The sequence below is a fragment of the Halocalculus aciditolerans genome (assembly GCF_014647475.1).
GTDB lineage: Archaea > Halobacteriota > Halobacteria > Halobacteriales > Halobacteriaceae > Halocalculus > Halocalculus aciditolerans.
Window position 1 is genome coordinate 444,059 of record NZ_BMPG01000003.1, and the last position, 24,761, is coordinate 468,819.

The following is a 24,761-nucleotide window of genomic DNA, read 5'->3' on the forward strand; positions in this document are numbered from 1 at the left end:
CGCACGTCGACGGACACGAGACCAGCCATTAGGTATCCGCGTGTGATTTCCGAATACCGGCGGTTCCCGTGTAGAGAAGAATGGAATGTCGGGTCAGGGAGCGGGACGGTATCGGCGGCCTTTCGTGTTACCCTCCGCGACGATGAGGTTGTAGTGCTCTAACTTCGAGAGGTAGTTTCGAACCATACGGTGCGAGTTCGGTTCGTTGGCACGATTTCGGTAAGCGTCGTAGAGGGGTTGTGGCTTGATTTCGTCGTGCTCGTTGATGATGTGGTAGAGGATTTTCTGGTGGGGTTTCAAACGGTCGATGGTCTTTTGCTCGATTTCCGATTTCGCTTCCGGAGTCACTTTCCGAATCAAATCCTCGGTGATTCGGTCAGCAGATTGGTCGCGCGCCTGGCGGGCGGCGCGTCGAAGGATGCCGATGGCGACGCGGGCGTCACCAGCGGCATTCGTGGCGATCGCGTTGATGGCAGAGTCATCGATGGTGTCTGGTGCGAGTCCCCATTGGACCCGGTCTTGGAGGATACTCACGAGCTCTGGGTCGTGGTAGGCACGAAAGTGAATCCGCACGGCGTTGGTGAGACGGCTGTTGAGGCGCTCACCAACGTCTGTGAAGAGAGCTTGCTCGCTATTCGAGATGAGGATCATTGTGAGGTTGCGGATGCGGTAGAGGTCGTAGAGGAGACTCTTGTCTTCGAGTTGATCCACTTCGTCGAGGATGACGACGTAGGGCGGGCCATTGTAGTCGCGGAGGCGTTCGAGCAGGTGGTCAGTGGGTGTGGATTGGCGGTGAATGGTGGCGGTTTGTTGGATGCCGTCGATGAGCCTGTAGAGGGTTTTGAAGCGACTATAATCTTCCCAGCAGTTCACGTACTGCGTGTCCAGGTCAATGACAGCCTCTTGGAGCTGTTCAACGAGGTATTGCGCGACGCACGTTTTGCCGACGCCGCTCGGGCCATGGAGAAGTGCCGGGTCGGGTTGCTCGCCGTTCGTGATCGGAGTGAGTGTGCTGGAGAGGTGGTTGACTTCGGCGTCACGGTGTTGCACCTCCCGGGGGATGAACTTGGGTTGTAGGACGCGAGCATCCGTTATCATACTTCGTTGACAGGGAGGCTACTATCGTAAATCGAAGGGCATCGTTTCCGATATTTCCGATACTCTTCGGATACCCGCTTCAAACTGGGTGTTCATCACCCGGAAACGCCAAGCCTCGCGCCCGACACCCAGTGGTATGCGCATCGTGACGTGGAACTGTAACATGGCTTTCCGAAACAAGCGGGCCAAGGTACTCGGCTGGGATCCAGATGTACTCGTAATTCAGGAAGCCGAGAATCCCAATCACAAGGGTTCGTGGAACAAATTCACGGACTGGGCATGGATAGGCGATAACCCGAACAAGGGACTCGCCATATTCACCCGGAACGGACACGCAATTGACCCGATCAACGCCCCAGCGACAGACGCCGAATACGTCCTCCCTGTTACTGTCGCTGGTCGAACGATTGTCGGGGTGTGGGCGATGAACGACAAGAGTAACCCGGAACAACGGTACATCGGACAAGTTCACACCGCGCTCCAGGACTACAGCGAACTCGTCAACGCGGAGACGATCGTTGCAGGTGACTTCAACTGGAACGTCCAGTGGGACGAATCGCCGAAAAGCCCGCTTGTCGGGGGCTTCGCCGACGTCACGTCCACATTGAATGCCTGTGGGTTGATGAGCGCGTATCACGGTGCCACGGACGATGAGCTCGGAGAGGAAACGAAGTCAACGTTCTTCATGCACAAGAAGCAGGACCGGCCGTATCACACCGATTATATTTTCGCACCCAGTTCAGTAATTGAATCTGACGCGGTTCGTGTCGGCCACTTCAACAACTGGATTGATGCGAGTGACCACATGCCTGTCATGCTTGATACATCCGAATAACTGGCACGACCGCATCACTTCAACCATGAAATTGATGCGAGGCTCGCCCGGAAGCCTGGAGGCGGACGCTACAACCTCCGAAATGGCGGGCTTTTCAGCGGCACACTGGGCACATGCAGTCACTGTCTGATTTCGTTCAGAATGAGAAACCACACTCTTCGCACACGTCGTCTACTAGGTCCCCAGAGATCCTCGGCGGCTCTGTTTCAACCCGTCCAAAATAGACATCATCGGCGTCAACTTCAATGTCAATACCATCGCTGGAAGACCCCGACAACCCGCTAAAAGCATCCTCAAGTAGATCTTCCATCGTCGATAACGCAAAGTTCCGAGTAACCGAGTAGAGATACCCTCGTTGTTCCCCTGTGGTGAAGCTATCGAGTTCTGAAATGAACTTGCAGTACGGGCATCGAAGATTCATGAATCCCCTCTCCTCATAGCGTTCCAGGTCGATCTTGAACTGGGAGCGGCAACGAGGACACTCCCGGCCAAGCATTCCAGTCTCGCCCACCGGGATTTCTAGAGATCGCCGTCTAATCTGCGTCATTCTACGCGCTCAGCCGTTTCCCAGGCCTCATCAAAGACTTCTAAATCGTTCTCCAGATTCACAGGCCGGAGTTGACTAATCGTGTGATGCCGCCCACCTGCATCAGCGAACGTGTGATCCCACACCCATCCAGCTTCACGATCCCGGATAACCTCCCGTGAATGGAACGGATACTCCCCCCAGTAATCCAAATACCGAAGCGCTACATCACCGTCTTTCCCGTCGTTGTACTCCCGGGAGAGTCCAATGTTCTCCTCTCCGACTTCCTGGTCCGACATAAGAATCTTCACATCAACGACGGACGGGACGTGACTCTCCAATAACTCGTATAGACGACCCTTCGCGTACATATCCACAACAATCACTTCTTCACGAGCTACCTCCACAATGTCACGGAACACGTTCTCAGCTTTCTCACGATCACCCTGCTCTATTGTGTGCTGAGTATACCGTTGCACCGGATGAGTCCGGGGAATTGGAATCCCCTCATCACGGTACTGCTCGTATCGATCCCGTCCCTCTCCTTCTAATTGAAAGTGGCTAGAAGTCCCGGATAGGTCAATAAGCCCCTTTTCTGAGAGATACCAGAGATTCCGTTTCATCTCCTCAATGGAGACATCCAACTCCTCAAAGATCTCATTCCTATCAATAACGGCGTGCGGCTTCCCTCGATCCTTCTCGTACGCTCGGCGAAGAATTTCATAGCGAAGGTCCGTATCGAGCAGGGTTTCGTATCCTTCCCGATCAAGCTTCTCGACACCTTCTGCGTTTATCCGAACAGAGTGCTGAGCCCTATACTCTACCTGTCGATTATCCTCAAGCCGCTTTAGATGGTACCGGAGTTCATCCAGATTTAGATTCTCGAACTCCTCAGCCATTTCTCGAGGATCGGCGTACCGCCGGAAATCATCACTCACCGCCTCGTAGATGTAACTCAAAATCTCTCGGTGGATTTTTTGGTCGTTGACACTCATTCCTGACTACTGTCTATTGGAGGAATAAAACCGTTTCTCCGCTAGAGAAGAGGATACAGCGATACCCCTGCTGTGCTCGCGTTTTCATACTTGACTGCCCAAAGCCAGCTGACTTCGATAGGATGCATAGAGATCCCCGTTGTGAATACACGATTTCGTCAACAACGAGGACGGGGGTTAGCGAACTCGTGAGCTTGCTACCCGGTGCAACAGGACGACGGCGATTCCACCAACCACGAGGTCGAGTACTCCGAGCACGACCACTGCTGGTACGATTGTGTTCCAGATGCCCGAGAACGCCGCCACGTCGATTACGGTGAGGACGTCCTGGCCGAGCATTAGCGCTCGAACGGCGTCGACGCCGTACGTGACCGGATTGACCGTTGCCACGACTTGCATCCACTCGGGCAGAACGCTGACCGGCAGGAAGGCACTGGAGACGAACAACAGCGAGAACTGGAGCAAGTTCGTCCAGACCGCCGTCGATTCGGAGTCTCGAGTCACGAGTGCCGCGATGTTCGAGAACGCGGCGAACCACAGCGAGAACACGATGACGACGGCAACGATTCCAAGCACGCCGGCCAGTCCCGTCTGCACGTATGTTCCGGGGGACCCACCAGTATCGACCCACAACGCGACCTTGCGGATGAGTTGGGCCTGTCCCGGGGCACGATTGGCGAACATCTCCGCCGGGCGGAAGCGAAGATCATCCAGTCGGTAGTTGTGTGAATCTTTGCGGAACTCCTGACGGCTTCTCGATGAGATAATTCGTTCAGCGGTGAACTTTGATGATAAACGCCCGAATTCTTCCTTACGTACGGGCTTATTGAGTACTGTGAGAAAGATCTGTATTCCCTCACAAATCGCATTAATCATCACTGCACAAATCGGACAACTAACCTACAGATTCGGACTATACAACGGCGGTTATCAGCCATTTGCCCAGGTTGTGGACTTACTTAATGTGGCCAGAAGGTCCGTTATTCTTCTACTGTGAGCCCTCGCGCAAGAGTTGATATCATTTTCTCCTGAAGTTGGTAATACACCTCGTCTTGAACCTCCTCAAAAAGAGCTGCGTATTCCTCATATTCGTCCTTATGAAGAACTAATAGGCCAAGAGACGAGCCCATGAGTCCTAACACAGTTATGGGGTCCATCTCCGAGATCGGTCCCTCACTTTGTTCTTGAATGTCCTTGATTGGCGGAATCAACCCCTCCATCTCTTTCTGCTCGATCTCGACGATCTGTTCAGAGGACATGTTTTCGAGAACGTCCCGGTAATCCTTCTCCACAAATAACTTTTTTATAAACTTATTCCCCTCACTAAATTCGACATAACATCGGAAGAATTTCTCTAGTCGCTCTTGCGGATCGTCCACCCCTGATAGTTCGGACTGCATCTGCTCCGTAAACTCGTCAAACTCGCGTTCGAAGATCTCCACATAGAGGTCCGCTTTCGCGTCGAAAAACTGGTAGAACGTGGGTTTAGCGATGCCGACCGGGTCAGTGATGTCTTTCAGGGTCGTCTTCGCCGGCCCATACGTCACCAACAGTTCACGCCCTGTCTGGATTAATTCCTCGTGTATCCGGTCTCGCTCCTCATCGCTGAATTTCCGCATACCTCCCGTGAGTTCTGAAAACCTATAACCGAAACGGTTCTCGTTTATTACTACAAAACCAAAATAGATATTTAGTCACAACTGGCAGGTGGGGTATGGCAACAATCGAAGTGAACGACCTGACGAAAGACTACGGGAGCGTTCGCGCCGTCGATTCGATCTCATTCACCGTCGAGCGTGGGGAGATCTTCGGATTCCTCGGCCCGAACGGCGCGGGTAAGACGACCACAATCCGAACACTGCTCGGATTACTTGAACCAACAGAGGGAACCGCGAGCGTCCTCGGCGCTGACGTTCACGACGAGGACGCACTCATCGACGCGAAGGAACGAATCGGGTACTTGCCGGCGCATCTCGGCTTCAACGAGGAAGTAACTGGAAAGGACGTCCTCGACTACCACGCATCGGTCAAAGGCGAATCACGCCGCGAGGAACTTCTCGAGATATTCACGCCACCGGTGGAGCGCCCCGTCCGCGAGTATTCGACCGGGAACAAGCGCATGCTTGGCATCGTTCAGGCATTCATGCACGACCCCGACCTAGTGATCATGGACGAACCGACGTCCGGCCTCGATCCGCTCATGCAGGAGGAGTTCAACGAGTTTGTCAGGGGTGAACGCGAGCGCGGCAAGACGTTGTTCTTCTCGTCGCACGTCTTGAGTGAGGTGCGGCGCGTCTGTGACCGTGTCGGGATTCTCCGTGAGGGCGACCTTGTTGGTCTTGAGGATATCGAGTCGTTGCTCGGCCAGGGTGGCAAGCGGGTGCAACTCCAGACGACGGACGAGGCCAGCGCGGATCTCACAGCGCTCGACGGCGTCATCGATGTGCAGACGTTCGCCGAGGGAATTCAGTTCATCTACACGGGAGAGTACAATACGCTCCTCCGCGAGCTCGCATCCCACGATGTCCGTGAGATAGAAATCAATGAGCCACCGCTCGAGGATATCTTCATGCACTACTACGGGAAAGATGACGCCGTTGAATCCAACCAGGAGGTGGCGTCAGATATTTGAAACCACCCGATATGAGATGGGTCGCCGGCTCCGCGGAACCGTGGTTCTGACCGTCGGTGTGAGTCTCTACACGGCGTTTATCGTGTGGTATTTCTCCCTGTTAGACCCGGAAGCCTTCAAGCAGGTGGCCCAGTCGTTGCCACCGGCGATGCTGGAGGCGTTCGGCATGCAGGCGATCGGATCGATTGGTGGGTTCCTCGGCGGGCAGATCTACACGTTCGTATGGTTGCTGGGGCTGGGAATCTACTTCGCATACACGGCGGCGGGAACGATAGCGAGTGATATCGAAAACGATCGAATGGATCTGTTGCTCTCGTTCCCGGTGTCTCGAAGTCAGTTACTCCTCGAGAAATTCGCATCGTTGCTCCTTCCAATGACCGTGCTGAACATCGTGGTGGGTGGTGTCACGTACGGGCTTGTGCTGGCGATTGGCGAGACGATCGATCCGATGCATCTCGCGCTGGCCCATCTCCTCTCAATCCCGTATCTCCTGGTCTGTGCGGCGATTGGCATGGTGCTCTCAGTGCTCGTGGACCGTGCGGCAATTGCAGAACGCGCCGCAATGGGAGCAATATTCGTACTCTGGATGGTTGAATCAGCGGTCGGCACGGCTGAGAGCGTCGCCTGGCTTCGATACATTAGCCCAACGCACTACTACCAGCCAACGCCGATTCTGCTCACTGGAACGTACGAATTGATGGATGCTGGAATCCTCCTTGCCGGATTCTTGGGCTTGCTGATCATTGCTCAAGTGCTGTTCCAGCGCCGCGACATCTGACACAGTAACGAGATCATTCCCAGTCGAAATCAGGTGGGTATAGTTGCTAAATCCTGATCGGGTCTATGACGAAAACAGGATTTCGCCACACTCTCACTCGTCTTCAGTCCCGGAAAATATTGACGCCAGATTAACATTTGATCTGTGGGTACAGGAGAATGAACGACGTTGTCACCCGACAAGTCCGCTGAGGGTAACTGTGTAACAATACGCGATACAGGCGAATCCCTCAATGACGCTGTCAATGAAGGAATTCACGCAGATGCAGATGTCGTCCTGAAGTCGGAATACCACTTCAGCACGGGGGACTTACGAGAGGAACTCGCGTTGTTGCGTACGGGCTCGTTCGACGCCGTTGTGTTCGAAGCCGCCCGCGAGAACGTTGAAGAAGTCCCTACGCCGACGATTACCGATCGGATCGTTGGTCTCCCGTTCTTCTTCCTCGGATTCCTCTACACAGACACTACGCCACTTCTCGCCGCGGCACTCAAAGACGACGTTGACGTGCAGTACACGCGTGAATCGGACGGGGATGTTATCGAAGGACTCCCAAGCATTCTTCCATTAGTCGTACTCGGAATCGCCCTGACGCTCGGTGCCGGGATTGCGTATTTCGGAGCACTCGCTCTTGTTAACGCGCGGTATGCCGTATTGAGTTTCGGCTGTTACGCTACGATCTTCGCAATCCCCATCACGGTGCGCTACGCTCGCGGGAAGATATCCGGCGGGGCGAATCGAAATGAGATCATGGCGAACCGCATCGCGGACGCCGTAGCGGATACGAATGATGGGCGTGTGTTCGTGCCAGTTGGTGCGCGACACACGGACCCATTGCGTAAGCGACTCCCCGATAGGATTACCACGGACACGATCTCTCCTGCCTATAGATTTCTGAGCGTCCCGGCGATGAAGGAGTTTCTCCCTGGTGTCACGAAAAGCATTGTACTGATTGTCGCCGTCTGGATTGCTGTAGCCGGCATCGGTGGCGCCGTCGTCATTCTCGCGTACGGTGTTGTCGGCCTTGTGTGAGCTGTACCACCGGCCCGCTGTACAACCTTGAGGTCCAGCGGTGAGGATGAGACACCTGGTTGGCCATTGGGAAGCCTCTCCCCGCTGGTAGTCCAATAGGCCGATACCGGATAACGTCACTTTCAGCGTTCACTGGCCGGCCAACAATTTTCTCCCCAGCACGCTTGCTGAGTGGCAATGGAAGCGCCGAACGAAACTACACCGAATACGTCGGACAATCCAGAAGACGCACTCCCTGATCCAAGCGTTCTATCCCTCGATGAATATCTTTCCATGCAACGCTCTCTCGGGAACCGCACCCGTTACGAGATCGTGTACTACCTTCGGCACGACGGCCCTCAGACGGCTACTGATCTTGGTGATCTACTTGGTGAACCAAGCTCAACAATCCACTATCACCTCGAGCGGCTCACCGACGTGGGACTCGTTGAAGAGCGACTTCGAACAACGCCCGATGATACGGAGCGATACTATGGCGTGACGATTTTAGCAACTTCCCTGCTCTCCGAAGGGCTTGAAACTGTCCTTGAACGCGAATAGGACTTCCGCTCGGCCTACGGTAAATCCAAGGCAACAGAATCGTCGGAGAGTACATAATCTACTAAATCGGTAAGTCAAGCCCACCGTCAAACAGGTCACCATCGTCGACGAACAGGGAGTCATTATCGCCGAGCACATTTTTGTCCACGAGGTTCTTTATCTCCTCCAGTCCGCTCGTTCGTTGGAACCTCTGTAGTTCCTGAAGGTCGTCTTTCTGGAAGAATTGTGAATACGCCGCAGGAAGCGTATTCTGGAGTGTCCTCGTCGTCCGAATGATATACTCCAAGACGTCAGTCACTTCTTCTCGAATCGTCCAGTGGACCTCTCGAAGCAGGATCGAGTATACCTTGAGGCCGACGAGACCTCGAACGCGGACGAGCAAATTGTTCGCAACCGTTCGGGTGGCCCAGTAGGAGAACCGATATCCGAGTGAGTACTGAATCATCAGTACCTCGACGATGAGCATTCCGCAGTTCAGGAGGAAATTTTCCAAGGCGGCCTGCTCCGCCGTAGAGTCCTCTGGTAATCGTCGCATCCGACACCCACTATCTGCCACTTGCTTCGCGGACATCACCAAGGGGATGAGGTTGGCGGCCGTCTTCATGACCTCATCAACACCGCCAAGGACAGACGCATCTAGATCGATGTCGAAGTGAGAGTTGAAGGCGTCAATGAGCCCCTCGATCTGACGGAGGTAGTGTCTGGCCTCAGTAGGGAGTTCCTTTGGGTTCTGGGCAGTCCGAATCTTTGTCACAGCTGTCTCGTCAATCTCCTTGATTTCCCCATAGATATCGCACACGTCAGACGCGGCGTCCTTCCCAGCCGCAATTACAGAGTCTGCTTCCCGGACTGGATTCAGGAACTCATCTAGGACCTCCTCGGAGTGTTCAATCCGTTTCTCCCGGTTGGTTTGCCTGAGCCAGTCTGGGAGCGAGTACCCCGAGGCGGCCAATATTCCAGTACTTTGTAAGAACTCTCGCCGTTGCATGATCTGGATTACCGGTTTTGCTCCAACTGGTTCGTCAACCGTGTCTGAATATCGCCAGCCCGGTTATGAGTGCTAAATCAACCCAACACCAATTTAGTAACGGTGATAGATATCTGGCTTCCAGGCGTGGTTTTCGTCTGAGCTTGAGCTATCACGCGGGACAATCAGTGAAGATTTTCAACGGACGAAGGTGAAAATCAGCCAGTCTGTCGTAGAAGTAGAGATCAAGATCGTTACTTATGCTTATTTGAATACTCCTCTACAGGACGAGCATGGAGAATCAATCATTCCCTTCAGATATCTCGGAGTGGACGTGGGAGACTATCGAGTCACTCTCCGATGTCGATCACCCAGAGAACACGTATCTCGAATTCAAGCAGTACCTCCAGTATCCGGGCAGTACTGGCACTACGGAGTCTGAGTGGCGACAGAGCGTTGAGCGAGAATTCACCGCGTTTGCGAACGCGAGTGGTGGAATTATCGCCTTCGGGATGCGTGACGACACCGAACCGCGACCCTTCGAGCCTCCAGAGCACGACATTTCGCAGACCGTTAAGCAGTATATCCATGACACAACCCCCATCGTCCAGACGGAAGTTACCACGATTCCTACCCCGAGTGAGGACACGAACCGCGTCATCGTCGCAGTCCGCGTCCACGAGGCAACACGCAAACCTGTCGCCACTTCTGATTCCGCCTTTTACGTCCGAATCAACGACCAAAAACAGCCGATGAACCGGGAACAGGTTGAGTCCCGATTCGTCGAAACTGACCGACGTCAACAGGCCGTTCGGCAACTAGAAATGGAACTGGACAGCTTTGTCGAGACATACGAAGAAACATTCAGTGACTACCCCCTCATTGACCAGCCCCCGGACTACCATCTAATCGACCGAGAGGCGCTCAAAGAAGTGTTCCGAGAAAACACGCACCTCTATACCGACGAACGAACCTCAGAGATCATTCAGGGCATCTTGGCCAAACTTCGAGAGATCGACTCACACGAGCGTCAGTACGGTCGGATGCTCAACGGCGTCGTATTTAACCCATACGAGGATCGTGAGCACATGAACCAGAAGACACGAATGCAGTTCCGAGATATGGTAGATAGATTGTACGAGTTGATCCAACAGCTCTCGGAACAGACTAACCTCCAGACCCCCTAACAACCAGATACTGCTTATCGGGACATCTACAAGGTCGCTTGTCCGTGCTACTACACGCCTGAGTAACTGAATGACTAACGATGAATGAATAGCAAGAACCCGCCAAGCGATATCGGTGTGAGCCGATCAACATAGCACCACTTTCGTTCCCGACTGGAAGGATATATGGTGTAGAGTCTACCTGAAGGGGTTTGACTCAGCCTGAACTAGCATCACCAATAGATAGCAACTATTTGCGATTCGATTTGGAGAGCGTCGACATCTATCGTCTCTCCTTCGCTACTCAAAGACGTGTATTCGTCGAATATCATGTAGTCAGTAGCCTCAGATTCGTCATTCTTTGAGAGGGAGACACCGTGGTCTCGAAGATACGTTGCATAATCGGTGTAAAAGTCAATCAGTTCGGTTCCTCCAGATGGAGAGAGTCCTAGGACCCCTTTTTCAACTACGTATCCGGTCAGGAACTCCCGATGAAGATCATCCCCAACCTCATCAATACCTGCTCGTTCATCAAATTTAGCAAGCGTATCTACCCACTCATCTAGGTCCGCATCATCATTGACAGTATCACTCGCCTCCTCTTTGGCGAGGGCCGCCGCACGTTCCATAAATTGAGTTAATAGCTGAGCTAGCGGCGAAGAGACCGTTTCGATTTTCTGTGCGAGGCTCAGTGGGTGCCACGACTCCTCGTCATACGTCTCCTCAACACGACAGAAGACAGTGTATTCTTCCTCGTCAAACAGGGCATCAGGAACGTCTTGCCAGAGCTTCAGGGCATTCAACTGACCCACGATATGAAGCGGCACTCCGTCAGAATCGTCGGGGTCACCTGGCTGGATTCTCCCATCCTTTACTTGGTAATCGAGAACGCGTCCACTCACTGGAATCTCCGCCCCAAACATGGATTCGATAAGCTCTAAGACATCTTCGTCCTCTGGACCAACCGCCTCGGGAATATTCTCTTGAAGGTACATCATCACCTTATAAAATCGATACAGGTAGTGCGTCTCCAGCTCAACATCAACCCGAAGAATCTTCCCTCGAATCACTTCAGACACATCTACCTCGGTCTCCTCGTCCGAATCGATGAGACCGACATCCTCATCGCGCCGTCGATGCTTATCTAACTGGTCAAAGAGGGACTGAATCGCATAGTTGTGTACCACTTCGGATGAACTCTCTCCCATCTCCACCTGCTCACCCTCTACCTTCGCGCCAACCCCGGAAATACTCGCATTCACACCACCAGCAACACGCTCTTTTGATCGACTCCCGATCTGCTCAATCCGTTCCTGCTTGATGGCACCCTCAATTGACGCGAGAAGACTCACAACACTATCCCGATCCAGATAAACAAACTCCCGAAGCTCCCTCTCGTACTCACGATCGTCTGCTTCAACATCTGGTTCTCCGCCGTTGGATTCCCCGGCAGAGCCGGTTTCTGGTGACTCGCCGTTCGGAGATTGTTCATCTCCATTCTTTCTGCCCAGCAGACTCGAAATCCGATCTCTCAATCCCATTAGCCTGAACCCTCCTCAGCTTCTTGCTCTCGTCGTCGTTGCGCCTCCTTGTTATTGATTTGTGCCTGCACTCTCTCATAGGCGCGCTCGACATCCATTCGACGAATCGTCGGGGACCCCTCCCGGTCCCGTTCTTCCTTCAAGAGAATCTCCCCAATCTCCTCGAACAATGACTCAATATGGGCGCCCGTCCACCCTTCCGTCTTCTCCACAAGGTCATCAAACGACACGGTATCAGCGAATTCAACATCCGGTCTGTGGATGTCGAGAATTTCTCGTCTGCCTTCACGTGACGGGCGGTGGAATTCGATTTCACGTCCAAACCGACCAGGGCGCCGAAGTGCTGGATCAATTGCCTCTATCAAATTGGTCGTCCCAATGACTACCACCCGGCCACGATCCTCAATGCCATCCATCAACGATAGCAATTGACCGACGGTTCTGCGGCCAGAATCCATCGTTTTGTCTCGTCGTGGTGCTACAGAATCAATCTCGTCAAAGAAGATGATCGCTGGCGGGTTGTTCTGGGCCTTCTCGAATAATCCGCGAAGTAACCGCTCTGTCCTTCCAACCAATTCGGCAGACAGCTCTGGGCCCCGAATACTGTAAAACGACGCGTCCTCTACCTGGTTGGCAACAATTTTCGCCAGATACGTTTTGCCAGTCCCTGGCGGGCCGTAGAACAGCACGCCTTTCGGAGCATCCATCCCGACATCTTCGAACCGCTCTGGTTCCTTGAGCGGGACTTGCACTTTGTATTCCACTTCCTCAACAACCTCATCCATCCCACCGAAGTCAGAATACTGCTTGTCAGGGACGTTTTCTGGTTCAAGGTCAGACGGATCCATGTCGTTCACCCCGCGCCGCAAACTTCCCCCGTCATCATCGTCAAGATCAACGATATCCTCCTCAAACACGGTGTAGAATTCCCCTAAATCCGTGAGCAACACGCCGTCACCAGGCGAGACATCTTCCTCCGGAATAGGTAGAACCTGTTTCCCAGTCTCAGTCCTCACTAGAAGAAGATCATCCGTCTTCTTCTCAATGATTCCTTGTTGTCCGGATGGGTCATCCTCTCGCGCAAATCCAACCGCCTTATCCCGTGTGTAGTGGTCTTCAACCTCAACGAAATCACCGGGAGTTACTTGGCTCGAAATCTCATTCTTGACCTGAATAATCTCCCCATTGTCATAGACCAATAGATGCTGATCCTCTACAGCGAGTACTTGTAACACCCGGACATTTCCCATATTTCGCCGTTTCTCGCCTACCACTTATGATATCTTCGCCAATTTGGCTGAGGAAAAGAGTGAATGAAGCAGTTAAGTGTATCCGTTCGATGAACATATCCAACGCCACGCACGAGTCCTTTGCTTCAACTATACTGGTTAGAGTTCATCACTATGTACACCCCGGATTTAATTTTCTTCGCGCAGTTCACCGGTCATGGACGATATTATTCCCGAACACACTGCGGGACCAGGGAAACTGCGAATCTTTGTGTCTCTGCTAATGCTTCTTGTCTTGATGCTAGTCATCGGATCGATTCTATCCGCGTTCTACAATATTCACTGGGTGGAAGACTTAGCGATGGTACTTGCAGACCATCCCTTTGTGATTTTTGAGATAGCAGGGCTACTAGCGATACTCTCGCTCTTGATTAAGGCGATTAGTTTTGCTAATGACGAAGGCCTGGTTTAGGGAATCTGTCCGAATTCGTGTCTATCAACCATCTCAGAAACCACTATTCGCCAAACTTGTAACCACTAACTCCGCCCTGAGCTTCGTTTGAGGCGCGTCACCGTACTCTCCCCGCAATACCGGGTTAAGAAAATTTAATATGGTGGCGACTTCATCACTACTCAAGGATGTCTCAACAACCTCCGTCGATAGGGGATGCAGATCTTGACTTGGAGAGTATTCTCCCGGAGGACAGCCTTCTCTCGATTGAAGACTATCTGGAAATGTACAAAGTAGCCGCCTCGAAACCCGCGTTCAACATCCTTCGTGCACTTAGCGAAGAAGGCAAACTCAGCACCAGCGAGCTCGGGATGATGCTCGACCGCGAAGACAACGACCTGCACTACTACCTCCGGAAGCTCAAGCGGTCCGCGCTCATTCGGAACCGCCGCGACCCGAATACCGGAACCGAAGAGACGTACTCCTACTACGAGCTCACTGACCTCGGGCACGTCATCCTTACCGAAGGGTTGGCGACTGGAATCCAGGAACTGGTCAAAGAGGAATCCACTATTAGTAAACAGGAGGGCAAATAATCGGAAAGGCCAGAAGCTCTTTCGAAGGACCAGGGGTTTGTCTTGGCCGGTTACACGGCTCGTCTGAGCGACGGTAAATTCGACTTGGAGAGGTTCGCAGACTATAACGAGTGAAGAAGACCTTACGCAAGACGAGGCCGCAACTCGGACGACAATACCGGACTATCGGTCCTTACGGTGAACAAGGACCTCTTCGGGTGGAATAGAGTAGATACACTTCAATTCAGGGAGAGCTAGTGCCTTTGCGGTGAGCGAGCGGTGGATGCCGTCAGACGTGACGTAGTATTCGTTATCGATTTTCTGTAGCCGTGGTGGAGCAGGGTCCTCTCGCCAAAATTCGTCGTTGTGAAAGCGTGCAAGGTGGCTTTTGATACGACCACTGTTGAACCGGTTGATGTTTGATTCAAAGGTTCCTGCAATGTTTGAGGGGTTGATGAACTCGGTCTCCTCGGGGTACGGAAGATAGTCCGAGTCGGAGCCAAGCTTTGGGTCCGGTATTCGGGGAGGTGTCTTCCATTCGTTGACGAGTTCGGTTGAGGCACTAATCTCACCGTCGTCAACTTTGTGATAAAGTTCTTTAGCGCGGTCGCGCTGGGGATCCGTTAATGAGTACGTTTCCATTGAAATTCAGTATTCAGACAAGTGCTTAAAGGTCCAACCGTGAAATATCTGGAACTCATCCAATCGATCTAATCATTTGAACTTGATTGGGTAGAAATGAGTCATGTCGTTGGTTAGTGATTGAGGTCCCTTAGTTCGTCCAGGATAGCCATGACTTCGTCGCTAGTCAGGTCGGAGACACCTGCTCGAATTGGTGCCCAGTTCTCCTGTTGCTCTTCTACCGCCTCTTCCATCCGATTTAACGTCTCGCCCCAATACGTCGTCCCAAGAGACACCACATGCTCCCCACCGGACTCAGCGTACCACAACACATCGAACAACACTTCAAAATTCTCAAAGGCACGCTCATACTGGCTCTCCGACACGAAAAACTCCATTCCTGGATCTTCTAGCGTTTGTTTCATAGACGAACGAAGAGACTGTTCTGCACCTTCTCTATCGAAACCCCTTCCCCACTCACCGGTGAGCCATTGTGGATGTAGGGCCTTAGCAGGAAGCTCCTCACTGGGTTGGGCCGAACGTACGTTCGATATCTCAACGGGGTTAGTTAGTAGAGTAGAAACAAGATCCCAGTTATCGCCAGCCACTCCGGCGAGCCCAGCACCGTACAGAACGAGAGTGGCAGGGTACCGCCGCAAATCGTTCAATTTTCCATTGAACTGACTAGTGGGGCTCTGACTTGGCGTAAGGGTAGAGAGACTATCAGAGATGGGGTCTTTTCCTGAATTTACTGTCTCACCACCCCAGTACGCACAGGTCATCACTACGGCGACTATTGTCTGCGTCAGGTTCCCGTATTCCTGATATCGATCTGTAAATGAGAAGTCGTCATCCAACTGCTCCGTACTGAGTGGGAATCGTTCCTCATTTTGTACGTTCTTCCCTGTACGCACCGCCGTCTCACGGATGAGGTCCGCGAGATCGATTCGGTGTTCGTCGCGTGGAAGATAGCGTTTCGCCCGCTCTCGCGCAATCGGTGTTGACAACGGCTCCCCCTCTTCCGCGTCCGCTAGTGCTTGAACTCGGCCTTGGAGGTCAGTGAAGAGCGAAATCGCTCCGTCATGGTGAATCGTGAAGGCATCACGATGCGCAACCAATTCACCGGCAATGTCCCCTAAGTTGCTGTAGTAGGTCCAGTACGTCGAGTATCGATGAGTTTCACATTCCTGGAGAGACTGGCGAAGGCGCGTGTCGTACTCTCCCGACCAACCGCAGACGATCAACCCATACTCTTGGAACACGCGGTCAATGATCTGCCGAATCGGCTCGGAATACGACTCTAGTTCCGAGCTGAGATTCTTGACGTTGGTCTGCTTGTAGTCGCCGTTCACCTTCACGACGACCGCATCTTGGTGCTGTAAGGGTTCCGCGCCTTGAGCACTCTCTTCTCCAGAGATGACGACAGGATTTACACCTCGGTCACGAAGCGCTTGTTCAAGGAGTTGGTCGAAGTTCGTCGTGAGGATGACGTCAATATAGCCCTTTTCAACGAGCCATGCAATACTCTCATGGGCTTCGGTTGGAGTCTTCTCACCTCGTTCAGCTTCTTCCTCGGTTGGTTCGAAGAAATCCTCGAGAAGTGATCGACGCTCAGTTTGTGTTCTTGCTAGCCCCTCGATAAGGTTCTCATACGTCGCTGGTTCGTCATAGGTTTCCTCATACCAGTCAGTCGGGTCAGTGTCGTCGTCAATTGGTGTTCCCTCGGTGGCGGCGGCACGCTGAGCGAGCTTGGAGACGACGGTCCAGCCCGTCGGAATACCGGCTTCCGTGGAGACGCCGGATCCAAGAAGGAGTGCGTATCTGCCGGGGTTGTTCCGTACTGAGAACGTCAGTGACATCCGAGCGTCTACCATTGGTTTCCCTCCGCCGCAAGGCTGTGAATCATAGATTCATCATCGGAGCGTGTTCCTCTAAATGTTGCCACATTTGGAGACAATCAGTCCTCGTCTCAGAGAAGCACTCCGTAGACGTTCCCTAAGACGTGCTTGACAACTAGGGAAGAGCGAGTGGTGGGAACGGAAGACAGAGAGATGAACTCAGAGATCCAGTCTAATCGGGAAATTCGAAGTTCGTTTTTGCTAATTCTTCCATCGGAATGACGGGGTGTTCAACATCCTCCCGGCTGGTTCGACTCATAAACTCCTCAAAGGAGGGGATCTCGTCTTGGTCCTCGATTTTGCCAGAGAGAATATCGTCGATAATCTGTGATACAACTATCATGGTCATTAACACGGCTACCGCACCTCTTCTCGTGGAATCTGCAAACAGATTCACATTGACAATGAGTGTTTGATCTGACACAGTTACGTCGTATCCGCCTGTTCCAGAGTCAGAGTCAGAAAAATGGACTTCCTTTCCATAGTACGGGTGGGACTCGATATCTTCGGCACGAGGTGGTGTGTCCGGGATTTCAAACTGTGCGATTACCTCTGCCTTTCCTAAAAACAGGCCCTTGATCAGGGCGTATCCTAATTGCTGATCTGCGTTTTCATATGCGCTTATCTAGTCGGAGTTGTCCGTTACCTTAACATCAACTACATTTACTGAATGCCGGTTTGTCCGAAGCACTCGGTCGTTCGTATGTGAAAAGAGACTGTCCCGTAATTCAGAAGCGATTTCGGATGCTGTCGGTTTGTTCCCGTGACGGTAGTACACGTATCCTAAAACCACTCCCAAGAGGCTCACACCAAGTCCAAGCACCGAGAGGATACCAACCATCTGCTGGTTCGATAAAGCGGCTTTCTTCTAATAACTCTTGAGAGACCATCTCAGATAACGTCGAGTACGCTCACGTCTTTCTCTAAGACGTTGTTCTGCATATCCCATCGCTGAAGGAAGTCCAAGCCATGTTCGTACCCACCTCTCCACACCCGGCGAATTAGAGCGACTACGAGAATCCCGATAATTGACGAGTTACTGCTCAATACCTTCGCGTTCCATCCGCGCTTGAACAGGAGAACTGAATCCTGATCTCGAGGATTCGCGGAAGTATAGCATGCGAGATTGATCAGCGCTTTCGTGAATAGCAGGCCGTGGTTGATTAGAGTGAAGAATAGGAACACAGCAATCGAAGGGACGACTGCGGGAACCCCACTTAGGCCGAGATGTGTGAGAAGGATATATAGGCCGAATCCAAGCATTCCGCCCGTAAGGCCATCAAAAACTTGGAGCTTATTCACCCCATCTTCGACTGTCAGGATTTTCTTTCGAGAGTTCTGCAAGGCGGTGTGTACTTCCAGAGCAACCTCTTTGGAGTCAATTTCCCACGACTCTTCCGTTCGATTCTCTGTCCAGATTGACTCAATGTCGTTCCGAAAGCCGACCAGGTGACTACCGTCAAAGATCTCCGACAGCTCCTGCTCCGCTTTACTTAGCTGAGACTGGAACGGTCTGTCGGCCATCAACAGCAATCAATTGGACGCCATATAGCAAAGACGTTGCCCTGGGTGAACAACTGAAATGAATCACTGGTGAGACCCGGAACCGACGCTCTCACCTGCTTGACCGCAAGGTAACCGTGCGGGTTGGTGAAGTGTCTCCCCTATGAATATTTGTAGACGTCCATTTGACCAGATTGCGAGACTGGTTTAACCTTGTCCACAGTCAGCGGCGCCGATTAAACCCGTGTTAGATTGAGTCCAAAACCCCCACCACCTCCCCAATTCCGATCTGATATCGCTCATTACGCCATTTCCGGGGGCCACTCCAAAAAGAAGCCTCACCCATCCGAAGATACACATCGATAATACTGTTCTTAGAGTTCGGAGGTGTCGTACCAATCAGGTTCAGGGCGCCCCTCGAAATTTTCGATCGTCTTGATTCGCGTTGTGCGGGTGAGGGCGGAGTCTGCTTCCGCAAGCACGGCGATTTCCTCGTAGAAGCCGAGGCGCTTCAGTAGCTCGAGGCCGGTTTCGGTCACAGCCCAGTACGTATTTGGCAGGTCGTTCGCTGGATCGTCAGCCTTGAGCCGGGTTACGACGCCCTCGTCAGCGAGTTCCCGGAGGTGATAGTCTATCGTACGCTCGTTGAGGTCGGTATTCCGGTATGCTAACTCCTCGACCGACAGCGCGCCTGAACCTGAGGCCAGGACTTGTTGGACGAGACCTAGTCGCGTTTCACTCAAGACCGCACGCATCTGCCTGATTCGCTCCGTGTCGCTTGGCGTATCAAAAGTTGGTTCCTCGTCGTCTTCCGTGGACTGAGCCATTATCACTCCCACGTGCATCCACCCCCTTGTCTGTTTTGGCGAACCCTGAATCAGGATTAGTGAAATAGAATTGAGGCCCCTACTTTAACTCCATTGCCACTCAAATTGCGACTGCCAACTACGACTCAGGACGGGTTCCGGTAAAACTATTCACAGACTCTGAACGCACAGGTCCTCTCACCACCCAGCTCAAATTGGCAATAATATTGGCATTAGGCCGTTGGATTAGTTTCGTTGGTTTTGTAGCACCCATAATTGTCAGATACTTTCTGATTTGTAGGTTTCTACCTTCCGAACCTGTGGACCACTGATTCGACCAGATACGTATCGCGATATATCGTTTATAGGTGCTCGTCGAAGATGTCTGCGAGTTCTTCCTGGACGAGTTCGCGCATGGCGTCGGCGCGGGCCTGCCGGCGGGTTCGCTCGTCGAGGTAGTTCCGCTCGGAGATATCGGCGTCCTTGGAGCCCTGGGCGGCGGCGACGGCGGCGGTGCCGGCGTCGATAGAGGGGCGTTGCTGGCGGTAGAGCCGATACCACGTCCGGCGTCCCATCTTCGGGAGCGGGTGGCTGCCGTCGATGGTGATGCCGGCGCGTTCGCCGAGGTCGCGGAACCACCGCCGCGCCGTCTCCGTCGACATGGGACGCCCGACCGACCGGCCGGGGAGGAGGTGGCCGGTCCAGCCGTCGTGTTCGGCGAGCGTGTCGATCCGCTCACGGACGGCGTCGAGGCCGACGAGGAGTTCGACCGTGTTCCGGGTTCGGCGGGCGTTCTTGCGCTGCCCCGCCTCGAACTCGACGTAGGGAACGTCGCCGTCGGGGGCGAGTTCGAGCTGGTCGACGTGGAGTTCACAGGCTTCGACGGGCCGTAACCCCCAGCCGGCGAGCGCGAGGAGGAGGAAGCGTTCGTCGGGGTCGCCGGCGGCGAGCATGGCGTCGAGGTCGTCGCGGCCGAGGGCGGGATGGTCGTATACGGGGTCTTCGTCCCACCCGAAGCGGTTGAGGAGGTTCTCCGCGGGGTTGTAGAGGCCGCGGCCCATCTCCACGAGGAACGTGTACCAGTTTTTGACCGCAGAAACGTACTTCTTCTTCGAGGCGAGGGTTCCCAACTCGTCGTCGAGGACGCGGAACGTATCCCGGACGCGCGCGATTTCGTCGGGCTTCGCCGTCTCGTCCAGCAGCGGCGAGAGCAGGTCGCCCGTCTCGTTCACCTCCCGGTAGGTGGTGACGTAGGTCTTCAGTCTGGACCGGCGGGGGTTGACCGTGGTCGCGGCGCGCCCCCGGTCGCGTTCGAGCTCCTCGAGGTAGTCCTCCAGGCCGCGAACGGTGGGTTCGTGGCCGAGCTCCCACCCATCGCTGCCGGCGTCCGGGTTCGGCGGGAGCCCGACGGCGTCGTAGAACTCCCCGGGGGAGCAGTCGTGATCGCGTCGGAGGCGTTCAACGAACCCCGAGTAATTAGCCTTCAGCCATCGGTAGGTGGGAGTCTCACGGTCGGGGTCGACGTCGACGTCCGGGTCGGCCCGAATCGCCGGCGCGATCTCCTCGCGGTAGAACTGGGCGAAGTCGTCGAGGCCGTCGAAGCGGGCGTAGTTCGGCATTAGTTCGTGGCAGTGCAAAGCGACGCTGGTGTCATTTATATCCCCCCGAGTGAGCGGCGCTGGAGCGGTGGAGAAGGCCGCTCGCTGTGCCTGGTGCCGATTCTAAGGGCATGGGTTTCGGTGGATAGAGCGATACAGTCCGATTGCTTAGTTTTTGTGTTTCGTGGTTGTCCCGTCCAGACAACCAGACAACACGCTCGTGCGCCGGATGGCGAGGAAAATGCGTATACCATATATCGCTATACAAAATTGGTTCCCGCGGGTGGCCCTAGTTCGGAGGTGGATTTCTGTAAATAGGCTGTTTCCGGCAGGTTTCACCACAAAAGCTGTCGCCCAGAGGCGTTAAGAGGATTGTTCTGGCATGCTACCAAGTTACCCCTACACTGTGTTATTGAGCCCGAAACCAGACCATATTTCACCATTCAAGCATAAATTCCCAGTGCGAACATCATCGGTGAACCACGCTCTGCATGAGACCTAATTCGTGTTCAGCATTCTCATGTACAACGTCTGTCAGCTCTCCAACGTCACTTTTAAGAATGGACGTTTCTCGGGAGCTGATGCACTACTCACCGGCGGTTACTCTAGGCGGGCTGGTGGACCGGCTCGCGATTCACCTCCAAGACGAATTCGACTAAGGAATCGACAGTCGTCAGGGTTGAGAAGTCTGGAGCGACAGCCATCACCTAATCTACTGGTTCTTCCCGGCTCAAACGAGTTTTACACTGGATCTCAATGTCGACGATGACGGCCCAAGTTACACTCCGAAGTAAGAGTGTCCAAAAGAATGAGTATCTATTCAGGTTGAGTTACTGCTAACCACTCCCTTCGAATCGCTTTGTTGGCGAAGTTGCGACTAAAGGCGGTGTTCAAAGAGAACCTCATTGTTCTGCTCACAGACTACTTTGAGACGGTCCTGAGTGCTACAACAGGTCTCAATCATGTCCTCTTCCATGCTTGCTGGCCCATTCTCATGCGGGCATATTGGTGTAAACAAGCGGAGGGAAGATAGAAGCCATCCTCGTTCATCACCGGTTCGAGACCACCAATCTGGAACGAAGCCGTCCAGTGCTTTCGCCGCAGCAATGTCTACCTCGAATGCCGATCTTGAGGGCCATTCGCCGATTGATCCCTTCTCATTCTTTAGGGCAACTCCCGAGTTGGTCTCAATAAGTCTGAGATTCGAATCTGATAACTGAAATGCAATGGCTGCATCGTGTGCCGTGCAGTCTGGTAGAGCTCTTATTTCGTCTTTCCAGACGCTTGAGAAGCTTTCTGTGAGGCATAGATCGTCCGATGAATCACAAGGAGCAACGACATTATGTCTATAAAAGAATTGCTCCGGATTATCTATGGCATTATTCGAGCTTTGGTTCTGTGCGGGGTCGGAATTACTCTCCAAACCTGTGGGTGGGGATTCAATCTCCTTGCCGAACGCTCTAAGTACAAATACCGGAAGGTACTTTTTCGTCAGTTTTGGAGTCCCCGGAATTAGGTAGCCCCGAAAATAGATTGCGGCTAAGAATAGAATGAACGCCACTCCACCAATGATTTGGGAGAAAAACCCGATTACCAGACTCAAAAATATGGAGATTAGTACATTTATGACGGTGCACGGTGTGCATCGGTTTTCGCCTGTGTACTCCGCCTGCTTGAATCTAGTCATCTCTATACTGGGAGATACATAACAAGCGTATGAACTTTATCCCTGTGTTGCTTCCCGAATCCAAACTACCCAGTCTTTACCGAACCTTGAATGGTTGGTCGTTGTGTACTGCTCACTCATCGACTTCTACATAAATGGACAGACATATGAGACTATAAGATTACATCAGGAGTGTCTATCAACAACTCGTCGTTTGGGTCGTTGGCTATCCTACCCCCACTTGAGAGATTCTACCCCGGCTTTGTGTCAATAACATATCCAATCTAGTCTTGTTATAGTATTAATCATTGTTTCCGGAAATATATCTGTGCGTGGGTTCAACTGACACCGGGGTGATGTTTGACCTGGATGTCAGACAATCAATCGGTATCCCGTCGGCAAGTTCTCGCATCATCCGCAGCAGTTACTGGAGCAGGCCTTCTAGGCCTATCAAACGTTCAGACCGTAAGTGCTGCCGCAAAAGATACGTCACTCGGAGGGACAAAGCTCGTGCGAGTTTCCCTGACTCACAAAGACGCTCCCAACTTCCCGCGCGACAACAACGACAGTGTCTCAGACTACGTCGTTGACATGGAGAATTCAGACATGATGGTCTACCCGTTCGTGTCGGCCGACCTCGTCACCTCCTTCATCACAGACAATGTCCTCGTGGACGTTCCTGGGGGCGGCTATCATGAAGCAGGAAAAGGGGCATTCGGGACAAGTAACAAACGAGCAGAGCTGGGGGGTGGGTCAGCTGTACTCTTGAGTCGAAACTACAAATCACCACAACCAGTAATTCGGGAATCCTCAGGCGGAGTCCAGGTTTCGGTCGACGGAGGTTCGTACTCTGTTGAAGCCGGATCGAGCAACGAAATCGAGCTGGATCCCAGAACGGTTCACACCAAAACGAACGGAAAGAAGAAGAAGGAGAAATCCACGAGTATCACCCCCGTAGTTCATGTTCAGAACTACGGCCGACTGGACGTTCGGCGGTTCAAGGAGGGACAATAATGACGACTCACTACGTTTCCACGGCCTGGGCAAATTCAGGAGTGACCAACAAGAGTACCGTCGATGATGCGGCTTCGGACATCGCCAGCTACATGGACTCGAACATCAGTGGGCCGTTCAGTCACTACTCCTACGGATCTGTTTCCATCGGGAGTACGAACGGAGAAGTCGACTTTATCAAGACGGTTCTGGACAAGATCCATAACGATTCCGAGCATGCCGACCTCACTCCGAGTGAAACTGTCCTGATACCCCATGACAACTGGTCGTGGGGGTACGGGCGGAATATCGCGTACGAATACGCCAGCGGAGAGTGGTGTCACGGCTGTACCGTCTATGCTGGGACACAGATCTCTGCCCTTGAGGCACGAATTATGTCCTGGCACGAAGCGGGCCACACCTGGGCGTATGATTCAGGTCGGACCGGGGGTGAACATGCGAACGCTCATGCGAACTGCTGTAACAGCGATAATCAAATGTACGAGATTACTCCGATGGGGGCTGCCTACACCCTTGACAATAATAATATCTCCTACATGGCCTACGCTGGAGACGATACCCCAGTCGGAACCTACTGCAACGGTACGAACAACCGGCAAGGGATCGCCTGCGAAGGCTACTGCCACACTGACGGGGCGTTCAACTACTCAAAGTACAGTTCGTGTACGATGAACGACGCCTCAACCTGGGACTCTCAACACTAAGACGCTTTCACTCCTTTCGACGTTTTTCCTCTGGAAGGCGACACTTGAATTAGAAACGTACGGCTCTGTTGAAACTCTATTGACTCGAAACCCGACATTGCTGAAACAATCGTTCACTAAGTACCCACGTCGAGTACCTCTTGCTTGACGTCTGAATAGCAAGTTTCTATCGCTGTCGAATGACCATAGTGCTTTAAGTACGAGAGCGTCCCAAATTTATGTTCACACAAAGTATTTACAAATCTGGGAAGATTATGGATATATGAATCAGAAGTACCTAATCGGTGTTTCCGTCCTCGCCGCACTGATCGCCCTCTCGATGAACCCTTATCTTCGGTACGCTCGCAATGTCAATGTCAAGTTCGGACCGATGCTCCTAATCGGGATCGGCGGAACCCTCCTCCTTGGAGTCATCGGCATCGTCGTTGGGCGACAAACCGACCGAAAACGAACTCTTACAGGGATAAACACTGCTGCCGTTATCGTCGGTTTGGCCCTCGGGTACGTCGCCTAACTCCCGTCGGTTTCACCCTTCGTTCGACTAACGTGTCCGTTCCCTACGTCACGTAGTCCCCTACAATCACACGCC

At 53.1% G+C, this 24,761-nt stretch carries 26 protein-coding genes and 1 pseudogene; 12 read left to right on the top strand and 15 right to left on the bottom strand.

Annotated elements, in window-relative coordinates; genetic code table 11:
- Window positions 1-93: 93 nt before the first annotated feature.
- The gene (locus tag IEY26_RS13165; RefSeq protein WP_188979674.1) at window positions 94-1,098 is read right to left on the bottom strand and encodes a Cdc6/Cdc18 family protein; all 1,005 of its coding nucleotides are present in this window, start codon (window positions 1,096-1,098) and stop codon (window positions 94-96) included.
- Between the two features lie 136 nt (window positions 1,099-1,234).
- On the opposite strand from IEY26_RS13165, the gene IEY26_RS13170 reads away from it, so the two are divergent.
- Window positions 1,235-1,933 (top strand): endonuclease/exonuclease/phosphatase family protein, encoded by a 699-nt coding sequence (locus tag IEY26_RS13170; protein WP_188979676.1) that lies wholly within the window; start codon window positions 1,235-1,237, stop codon window positions 1,931-1,933.
- Window positions 1,934-2,069: 136 nt separating this feature from the next.
- Here IEY26_RS13170 and IEY26_RS13175 read toward each other — a convergent pair whose 3' ends face one another.
- The 3 genes and pseudogenes from IEY26_RS13175 to IEY26_RS13185 all read right to left on the bottom strand — a co-directional run.
- On the bottom strand, window positions 2,070-2,444 hold the full coding sequence (locus IEY26_RS13175) for a hypothetical protein (RefSeq protein WP_188979678.1): 375 nt from the start codon (window positions 2,442-2,444) through the stop codon (window positions 2,070-2,072).
- Between the two features lie 32 nt (window positions 2,445-2,476).
- Complete coding sequence (locus IEY26_RS13180; protein WP_188979680.1) at window positions 2,477-3,454, bottom strand: hypothetical protein; 978 nt, start codon at window positions 3,452-3,454, stop codon at window positions 2,477-2,479.
- A 177-nt stretch (window positions 3,455-3,631) separates the two neighbouring features.
- Window positions 3,632-4,093 (bottom strand): annotated as a pseudogene (locus tag IEY26_RS13185) (ABC transporter permease); the annotation flags it as partial.
- Window positions 4,094-4,105: 12 nt separating this feature from the next.
- On the opposite strand from IEY26_RS13185, the gene IEY26_RS13190 reads away from it, so the two are divergent.
- Window positions 4,106-4,183: a helix-turn-helix domain-containing protein gene (locus tag IEY26_RS13190; protein ID WP_229774141.1), complete on the top strand. Its 78-nt coding sequence runs from the start codon at window positions 4,106-4,108 to the stop codon at window positions 4,181-4,183.
- Window positions 4,184-4,434: 251 nt separating this feature from the next.
- Here the strand turns inward: IEY26_RS13190 and IEY26_RS13195 are convergent, their stop codons facing one another.
- Window positions 4,435-5,073: a TetR/AcrR family transcriptional regulator gene (locus IEY26_RS13195; RefSeq protein WP_188979682.1), complete on the bottom strand. Its 639-nt coding sequence runs from the start codon at window positions 5,071-5,073 to the stop codon at window positions 4,435-4,437.
- Window positions 5,074-5,168: 95 nt separating this feature from the next.
- Between IEY26_RS13195 and IEY26_RS13200 the strand changes: the two genes are divergently transcribed.
- The 4 genes from IEY26_RS13200 to IEY26_RS13215 all read left to right on the top strand — a co-directional run bounded on the left by IEY26_RS13200 (window position 5,169) and on the right by IEY26_RS13215 (window position 8,433).
- Complete coding sequence (locus IEY26_RS13200) at window positions 5,169-6,086, top strand: ABC transporter ATP-binding protein (protein WP_188979684.1); 918 nt, start codon at window positions 5,169-5,171, stop codon at window positions 6,084-6,086.
- Window positions 6,079-6,864, top strand: coding sequence for an ABC transporter permease subunit (locus IEY26_RS13205; protein WP_188979865.1), 786 nt, complete (start codon window positions 6,079-6,081; stop codon window positions 6,862-6,864). Before IEY26_RS13200 ends, IEY26_RS13205 begins: the two co-directional genes overlap by 8 nt.
- Before the next feature lie 168 nt (window positions 6,865-7,032).
- The gene (locus tag IEY26_RS13210; protein WP_188979685.1) at window positions 7,033-7,893 is read left to right on the top strand and encodes a hypothetical protein; all 861 of its coding nucleotides are present in this window, start codon (window positions 7,033-7,035) and stop codon (window positions 7,891-7,893) included.
- A gap of 177 nt (window positions 7,894-8,070) precedes the next feature.
- On the top strand, window positions 8,071-8,433 hold the full coding sequence (locus tag IEY26_RS13215; protein ID WP_188979687.1) for an ArsR/SmtB family transcription factor: 363 nt from the start codon (window positions 8,071-8,073) through the stop codon (window positions 8,431-8,433).
- Between the two features lie 61 nt (window positions 8,434-8,494).
- Here IEY26_RS13215 and IEY26_RS13220 read toward each other — a convergent pair whose 3' ends face one another.
- The gene (locus IEY26_RS13220; RefSeq protein WP_188979689.1) at window positions 8,495-9,421 is read right to left on the bottom strand and encodes a hypothetical protein; all 927 of its coding nucleotides are present in this window, start codon (window positions 9,419-9,421) and stop codon (window positions 8,495-8,497) included.
- A gap of 272 nt (window positions 9,422-9,693) precedes the next feature.
- Here IEY26_RS13220 and IEY26_RS13225 point away from each other — a divergent pair, with 272 nt between their 5' ends.
- The gene (locus IEY26_RS13225) at window positions 9,694-10,587 is read left to right on the top strand and encodes an ATP-binding protein (protein WP_188979691.1); all 894 of its coding nucleotides are present in this window, start codon (window positions 9,694-9,696) and stop codon (window positions 10,585-10,587) included.
- A 212-nt stretch (window positions 10,588-10,799) separates the two neighbouring features.
- On the opposite strand, the gene IEY26_RS13230 is transcribed toward IEY26_RS13225, so the two are convergent.
- Window positions 10,800-12,107, bottom strand: coding sequence for a DUF6414 family protein (locus IEY26_RS13230; RefSeq protein WP_188979693.1), 1,308 nt, complete (start codon window positions 12,105-12,107; stop codon window positions 10,800-10,802).
- On the bottom strand, window positions 12,107-13,357 hold the full coding sequence (locus tag IEY26_RS13235; protein ID WP_188979866.1) for an ATP-binding protein: 1,251 nt from the start codon (window positions 13,355-13,357) through the stop codon (window positions 12,107-12,109). Before IEY26_RS13235 ends, IEY26_RS13230 begins: the two co-directional genes overlap by 1 nt.
- A gap of 196 nt (window positions 13,358-13,553) precedes the next feature.
- Between IEY26_RS13235 and IEY26_RS13240 the strand changes: the two genes are divergently transcribed.
- A complete protein-coding gene (locus IEY26_RS13240) occupies window positions 13,554-13,808 on the top strand; it encodes a hypothetical protein (protein WP_229774121.1) in 255 nt (84 codons plus the stop codon).
- Window positions 13,809-14,071: 263 nt separating this feature from the next.
- Complete coding sequence (locus tag IEY26_RS13245; RefSeq protein WP_229774123.1) at window positions 14,072-14,383, top strand: helix-turn-helix domain-containing protein; 312 nt, start codon at window positions 14,072-14,074, stop codon at window positions 14,381-14,383.
- Between the two features lie 162 nt (window positions 14,384-14,545).
- Here IEY26_RS13245 and IEY26_RS13250 read toward each other — a convergent pair whose 3' ends face one another.
- From IEY26_RS13250 to IEY26_RS13280, 7 genes are all read right to left on the bottom strand, one after another.
- Complete coding sequence (locus tag IEY26_RS13250) at window positions 14,546-15,004, bottom strand: hypothetical protein (protein WP_188979699.1); 459 nt, start codon at window positions 15,002-15,004, stop codon at window positions 14,546-14,548.
- A 113-nt stretch (window positions 15,005-15,117) separates the two neighbouring features.
- On the bottom strand, window positions 15,118-16,857 hold the full coding sequence (locus IEY26_RS13255; RefSeq protein WP_229774124.1) for an SIR2 family protein: 1,740 nt from the start codon (window positions 16,855-16,857) through the stop codon (window positions 15,118-15,120).
- A 196-nt stretch (window positions 16,858-17,053) separates the two neighbouring features.
- Window positions 17,054-17,305, bottom strand: coding sequence for a hypothetical protein (locus IEY26_RS13260; protein ID WP_188979701.1), 252 nt, complete (start codon window positions 17,303-17,305; stop codon window positions 17,054-17,056).
- A 467-nt stretch (window positions 17,306-17,772) separates the two neighbouring features.
- Window positions 17,773-18,405, bottom strand: coding sequence for a hypothetical protein (locus IEY26_RS13265; protein ID WP_188979702.1), 633 nt, complete (start codon window positions 18,403-18,405; stop codon window positions 17,773-17,775).
- A gap of 353 nt (window positions 18,406-18,758) precedes the next feature.
- Window positions 18,759-19,211: a helix-turn-helix domain-containing protein gene (locus IEY26_RS13270; protein ID WP_188979704.1), complete on the bottom strand. Its 453-nt coding sequence runs from the start codon at window positions 19,209-19,211 to the stop codon at window positions 18,759-18,761.
- 341 nt (window positions 19,212-19,552) lie between these two features.
- Window positions 19,553-20,809: a site-specific integrase gene (locus tag IEY26_RS13275; RefSeq protein WP_188979706.1), complete on the bottom strand. Its 1,257-nt coding sequence runs from the start codon at window positions 20,807-20,809 to the stop codon at window positions 19,553-19,555.
- An 856-nt stretch (window positions 20,810-21,665) separates the two neighbouring features.
- A complete protein-coding gene (locus IEY26_RS13280; protein ID WP_188979708.1) occupies window positions 21,666-22,475 on the bottom strand; it encodes a hypothetical protein in 810 nt (269 codons plus the stop codon).
- Between the two features lie 348 nt (window positions 22,476-22,823).
- Between IEY26_RS13280 and IEY26_RS13285 the strand changes: the two genes are divergently transcribed.
- The 3 genes from IEY26_RS13285 (at window position 22,824) to IEY26_RS13295 (ending at window position 24,686) form a co-directional block, all read left to right on the top strand.
- Window positions 22,824-23,468, top strand: coding sequence for a hypothetical protein (locus IEY26_RS13285; protein WP_188979709.1), 645 nt, complete (start codon window positions 22,824-22,826; stop codon window positions 23,466-23,468).
- On the top strand, window positions 23,468-24,172 hold the full coding sequence (locus IEY26_RS13290) for a hypothetical protein (RefSeq protein WP_188979711.1): 705 nt from the start codon (window positions 23,468-23,470) through the stop codon (window positions 24,170-24,172). Before IEY26_RS13285 ends, IEY26_RS13290 begins: the two co-directional genes overlap by 1 nt.
- 262 nt (window positions 24,173-24,434) lie before the next feature.
- Complete coding sequence (locus IEY26_RS13295) at window positions 24,435-24,686, top strand: hypothetical protein (protein ID WP_188979713.1); 252 nt, start codon at window positions 24,435-24,437, stop codon at window positions 24,684-24,686.
- The last annotated feature ends 75 nt before the right edge of the window (window positions 24,687-24,761 follow it).